The sequence below is a fragment of the Ramlibacter sp. genome (assembly GCF_028292805.1).
Taxonomy (GTDB): Bacteria; Pseudomonadota; Gammaproteobacteria; order Burkholderiales; family Burkholderiaceae_C; genus Ramlibacter.
Genome location: NZ_JAQGLS010000313.1, coordinates 1 through 4,863, shown reverse-complemented (window position 1 = coordinate 4,863; position 4,863 = coordinate 1). Strand labels below are relative to the sequence as shown.

Sequence of the window (4,863 nt, the reverse complement as noted above, 5' to 3'; positions counted from 1 at the left end):
GTGTGCAAGGCGGCGGCGGCGGCCGCTTCGGCTGGAGCGCCGACATGAACGCCTCGCCTGCCGGCCTGGCCGGACAGTTGCGCTTCGGCCCCGACGGCGCGCTGCCCTCGGTCGGCGGCCTGCAGCTGCAGCTGGCCCTCGCTCCCTTCGCGGTGTCGCTGCACTGGCACCAGAGCAGCACGCGCACGGTGATCGCGCCGCTCTGGCCCGCGCCGGACGGCCAGGCGCTCGCGCGCATGCTCGCGCAGGCTGCGCCCAGCCTGGCCGCCCACGTCTCACTCGAGCTGATGCGCCGCGCCGACGAGGAGGCGCGCCCGCTGGTCGACGCCCTGCTCGACGCGCTGGGCATGCTGTCCGGCGCGGCGGGTGACACCGAGCGCGGCTTGCGTCCGCTGGCCGGGCTGCTCGCCGACCCTGTCGCCTGGCTGGGCGGCGCCGGCTCGGTGGGCGGCAACCCGGTCCGGATCCAGGCGCTGTTCGACGCCCTGCGGCCACTGATGGGCCTGACGGGCGCCCCCGGTTCGCCCTTGCCGATCGCCAGCGGCGTGAGCCTCGCAGTGAGCGGCGACGGCAGCGGTGCCCGACTGGCGTTGACGGTGGACCCGAGCGTGTGGACTGCACCGGGCAGCGGCGGTGCGCGCATGGCGGGCGGCATCGAGGCGAGCCTCACGGTCGGCACCGTCGGCGCGCCACGGGTCGCGCTCCAGGCCCACCTGGGCCTGGCAGGTGCGGCGCCCGGCCGGCAGGCGGTGCACACGCGCATCGGCAGCACAGGCATCGCGCTGTTCCTGCGCCCGGCCAGCGGCGCCGACATTCCGCTGGTGCCGTTCGCGGGCCTGGGCGCGCTCTCGGCCGCGGCCGAAGCCGCCCTGCCGTTCCTGCTCGACAAGCTGGCCGAGCTGCCGGGCACACCGGGCGAGCTGGTGCGCACTGTGGGCGACGCGCTGGCGCTGCGCAGCGGCGCCCCCAAATCATTCAGTGCCGACGCGCTGCACGCCTGGGCGGCCAACCCGGTGGGCGCGCTGACGGCGGCCGTGCCGTCGATCACCGCCACCGGGCTGAACCTGATCGCCCCGCTGCTGGACGATTTCCTGCCTGCCGGCATCATCGCCAGCGGCACGATCAACGAACTGAGCGTGACGGCCGCCGGCGTCACCGTGTCGTGGCAACCGGCTGCCGGACGGGTGGCCATCGCCGCGCCCAACATCGCCGTGCCGGGGATCCAAACCCTGGGTTTGACGCTTGCGATCAGCGCTGCCGGGCTCGATGAACTGGGCCTGGCCCTTGGCCCGGCCCGCATCGATGCCGGGGGCGTGTTGCTGCGGCCCTTCGCCAGCGTCAGCGCCGGCCTCGCGCCGGCGGGCGGGCGGCGGGTGATGGTCGGGCTGTCCGCCGACGACACGCACCACTTCGCCGCGCGCTGGACGCTGGACACCTCCACCTTCGACATCGTCGCCAGCGACGGCGCGCTGGCCAGCGCCATCGCCACCGCCGACCCGGCCCAGGTGGCACTGCGCATCGTCGACGTGGTGGCCGACCTGGTGGCCGCGGTGGCGATGGCGCAGCAGCCGGTGCAGGACCTGCTCGACACCGAAGTGGGCGCGCAAGACCTGCGTTTCCTGCTGCAGGGCGTGGTGCTCGAGGCGGCGGACACGACGCAGCTGATCGACGGGCTGTTCGATCCTGCCACGCTGCTTGCGCGGATCCACCGGCTGTTCACCAACATCGCAGCGGCCGGCATCTCGATCACGATCGAAGGCTTCGAGCTGGCCTTCCTGACCCATCCGGCCACCAACACCATCGGGCTGCAGGTCGGCGTGGTCGATCGCTTCGCGCTGGTCGAAGGCGACGTCTCGCTCTGGCTGGAGAACGACGATCGCTGGATCAATCCCAACCCGCCCGGTGAAGGCGGCCTGTTCGTGGGCTTCCTGCCGCGCGCGCTGCCATTGCGGTTCGCGCCCAGCCTGGTGGTCAACGGCCTGGGATTGCGCGTCGGCAAGAGCTCGGGGCCGCTGCTGGACGCGGGCATCACGCTGGAGTCGGTGGCGCTGCACGTGTTCGCCGCGATCACCGGGGCTGGCGTCGTCGGCGGCGGCGTGCAACTGCAGTTTTCCAAGCTCGCCGTCTCCGCCTCCGGCGCGCAGGGCGACAACGGCATCGCGCAAGGCGTCATGCGCGACACCGGGCCCACGCCGCCCAAGCCGGCGTTCTCGCCGGCGCTGGCGATCCAGGCCCACGACGGCGGCGCGGTGCAGGTTTCGCTCACGGCCGGGGAGGGCACGGGGCCGTGGTGGATCGCCATCCAGAAAGGCTTCGGGCCGTTGTACCTGGAGCAGATCGGCTTCGGCACCACCATGCCGCAAGGCCGGCTGGAGCGCATCTCGCTGCTGCTGGACGGCTCGGTTTCGATGTTCGGGCTGACCTGCGCGGTCGACGACCTGCAGATCACCTACGTCGTCGGCAACAACGACTTCTTCAACCCGGCCAGCTGGGCGATCGACCTCGCGGGCCTTGCCGTCTCGGCCGACATGGCCGGCGTTTCCATTGCCGGCGGCCTGCTCAAGCAGGCCACGCCGCAGGGCACCGAGTACCTTGGCATGCTGCTCGGCCGCTTCGCCGTGTACGGCCTCACGGTGTACGGCGGCTACGGCGAGGGCGAGGTCAACGGCCAGAAGTTCACCGCCTTCTTCGCGATCGGCGCGGTGAACGGACCGATCGGCGGGCCGCCGGCCTTCTTCCTGACCGGCATCGGCGGGGGCTTTGGCATCAACCGCAAGCTGGTGGTGCCGACGGAACTGTCCAACTTCGGCGACTACCCGCTGATCCAGGCCCTGGACATCGCCGCCACGCCCAGCGACCCGATGGCGCAGCTGCGCGCATTGGGTGCCTATTTCCCGATGCACAAGGGCAGCTTCTGGTTCGCGGCAGGCCTGTCGTTCAACAGCTTCGCGCTGGTCGACGGCATCGCGGTGGTGGGCGTGCAGGTCGGTGACGGGCTGGACATCAACCTGCTGGGCCTGGCGCGCATGGCGCTGCCGCGGCCGCAGGTGGCGCTGGTCTCGATCGAGCTCGCCCTGCTGGTGCGCTTTTCCAGCAGCGAGGGCGTGCTGTGGGTCCAGGGCCAGCTGACCGACAACTCCTGGCTGCTGTACCCCGACATCAAGCTCACCGGCGGCTTCGCCTACGTGATCTGGTTCAAGGGCGAGAAGTCCGGCGAGTTCGTGCTCACGCTGGGCGGCTACCACCCGGACTTCCACCGCGACGGCTACCCGGTGGTGCCGCGCCTGGGGCTGCGCTGGAGCATCGGCGACAGCATCGTCATCAAGGCCGGCAGCTACTTCGCGCTGACCTCCGAGGCACTGATGACAGGCGGCGACTTCGAGGCCTCGGCCCACTTCGGCCCGGCCTGGGCCGAGGTGAAGTTCGGCGCCCACGGCATCGTCTACTTCGACCCGTTCCACTACGACGTGATGGCCTACGCCCGCATTGCCGCCGGCGTGACCATCGACACCTGGCTGTTCGGCGAGATCACCATCTCGATCCACCTGGGCGCGCGCATCCACGTGCTGGGCCCCGACTTCCGCGGCAGCGTGACCTTCGAGATCGGCCCGATCGAGCTGACCTTCGAGTTCGGCGGCTCGGGTCAGGAGCAGAAGCAGCCGATCGCCGCGGATGCCTTCATCGTCAAGTACCTGGAGGCGGCCGACAGCGGCAAGGCGCGGCCGCACGCGCTGATGACAAACGCCGGCACGCTGCCGGCCAAGGGCGAGCAGGCCACGCCCGACGGTTCCGCGGCCCGGCCGTTCGTGGTGGTGGCCGAATTCTCGATGACCTTCACCAGCACCGTGCCGGCCACGCAGGTGACGCGCACGCTCGCCGCTGCGGCGCGGGCCGCCAGCTCGCATGCGCCGAGCCGCGCGCTGGGCGTGGCGCCGATGGATGTGGCCGACGTGACGCCGACCATCGTCATCAGCTGGCGGCGCGGCGGTGTCGACCAGCCCTATCCCTTCGTCGACGCGGCGCGGGCGTTTGCCCGCTTTCCGGTCGGCGTGTGGGGCCTGCCCCAGGATCCGAACGCGCGCAAGGTGCCCAAGGCCGAGATGATCGAGGCACTGTCCGAACTCGATCTCGTCTGCGGCGCCAACCCTTCTCCCGGCGGCCCGGAGATCCCGTACCACCAGGTGGAAATCGGCAAGCGCAAGCCGCTGCCCTTCACCCGCCGCACCGTCGAGATCAACAGCCAGCGCAACACCGCGAAGTCGGTGAGCGAGTTGCTCACGGCGGCGCCGGTCACGGTCGATTCGGCCTTCTCGGCCGCAGCGGGCTTCCTGGCCGGCCGCGCGTCGCCCACGGCGATGGCCGCCCTGCGCGGCGAACGCCAGGCGCCGCCGCGGCTGGGCACGCTGACCGAAGGCCTGGAGGCGCCGACGGCGACCACGGTGCCCGAGGTGGCCGATCGCCCCGCGCCCAAGGTCTACGACCATTTCATCGACGCGCCGGTGGTCGTCGGACTGATGGCCGGCGCGACGATCGGCCTGGCGGTCGCGCCCAAGGTGCGCACCACCGTCGAAGGCTCCGAACGCGCCTGGCGCATCGCGCCGCCGACGCTGGCCGCGGTGGAGGCCCAGCGCAGCCGCTCCGTGGCCGCCCGGCTGGTGGTGACCGACACGCCGGCGATGAGCACCCGCCAAGGCGGCCGTGGCAGCGAAACGCTGATCGCGGCGCGGACCGTGCCACCCACCGCGATGGCGCATGGCGCCACCGCGCTGGTGGCGCGCCGCGGCACGCCGCTGGCCACGCCGCTGGCCGACTTCAACGCCGCCCTTGCCGTGGGCACCAGCCTGCGGCCGGCGAACAGCGCCG

The 4,863-nt window shown here is 72.1% G+C and carries 1 protein-coding gene; it reads left to right on the top strand.

Features of this window, described 5'->3' with window-relative positions; all coding sequences use genetic code 11:
- Nucleotides 1–44: 44 nt before the first annotated feature.
- A partial coding sequence (locus tag JWP65_RS19105) for a DUF6603 domain-containing protein (RefSeq protein WP_367280534.1) occupies nucleotides 45–4,863 on the top strand: 4,819 nt, incomplete at its 3' end.